The organism is Synechococcus sp. H55.11, assembly GCF_047462475.1.
Taxonomy (GTDB): Bacteria; Cyanobacteriota; Cyanobacteriia; order Thermostichales; family Thermostichaceae; genus Thermostichus.
The window spans coordinates 1-887 of record NZ_JANSJI010000254.1 but is presented as its reverse complement, the minus strand read 5'-3'; the positions used below and the strand labels follow the sequence as shown (position 1 = coordinate 887).

Below are 887 nucleotides of genomic sequence, written 5' to 3'. Positions count from 1 at the left end.
GCCCAGGGCAGCCAACGCCGCAGTTGCCGCCGCCAAGATGGGATCCCGTTCATCCCCTTTCTCCCCTCCAGCAATCACACCCAGAATACCGAACTTTACCGTAGCCACTTCTACGCAAAGGTGATCCCTGCTCTGCTCTAGGGCCACCCGTGCGGGAACGGTTTTTGACCCTAGGATCGGGACGAACGTTTTGAGTTATTAACTTTTGTTATGAACCGCAAAGCCCTCACCCTTGGACTGACGGCGGCTGCCTGCTTGGCCTTGGTCGGTTGTGGCAGTTCCAGCAACGATACAGCCATTGCCCTGCCGACGCCCACTCCGACTCTCTCTCCCAGCCCTACGCCACTGCCGAATATCGTCGCCGTTGCCGCTGCTAACCCTAACTTCAGTACCTTGGTGACGGCCCTGCAGGCAGCGGGCTTGGTGGGGACTTTACAGCAAGAAGGCCCCTTCACGGTCTTTGCTCCCACCAATGCTGCCTTTGCCGCTTTGCCCCCTGGCACGGTGGAAGCCTTGCTGCGGCCTGAGAACCGGGCAGAGCTGGTGCGCATTCTCACCTACCACGTGGTTCCCGGCTTGGCCCCCTCCAGCGCCCTCAGGTCCGGCCAGCAGGTCACGACTTTGCAGGGATCCCCTGTCACTGTCACCCTTCTTGAGGGCGGACGGATTCGCATCAACAACGCCAACGTGATCACCGCGGATATTCAAGCTGCCAACGGCATCATCCACGTCATCGACACCGTCTTGATCCCACCTCGCTAAGGCTTCAGGCATCAATGAACTACCCCACCACGCAGGCGGGTGGGGTTTCCCCATCCGCTTGACAGCAGAGCTTTTGTCTCTTCCTCTGCCCCAGTTGCTTCATCGTTCGCGGCAGCGGGACGGAG

General features: G+C 60.1%; 1 protein-coding gene. It reads left to right on the top strand.

The genetic code is table 11. The features are described from left to right. Positions 1 to 210: 210 nt before the first annotated feature. Positions 211 to 762, top strand: coding sequence for a fasciclin domain-containing protein (locus tag NW853_RS10165; RefSeq protein WP_414348948.1), 552 nt, complete (start codon positions 211 to 213; stop codon positions 760 to 762). Positions 763 to 887 lie beyond the last annotated feature (125 nt).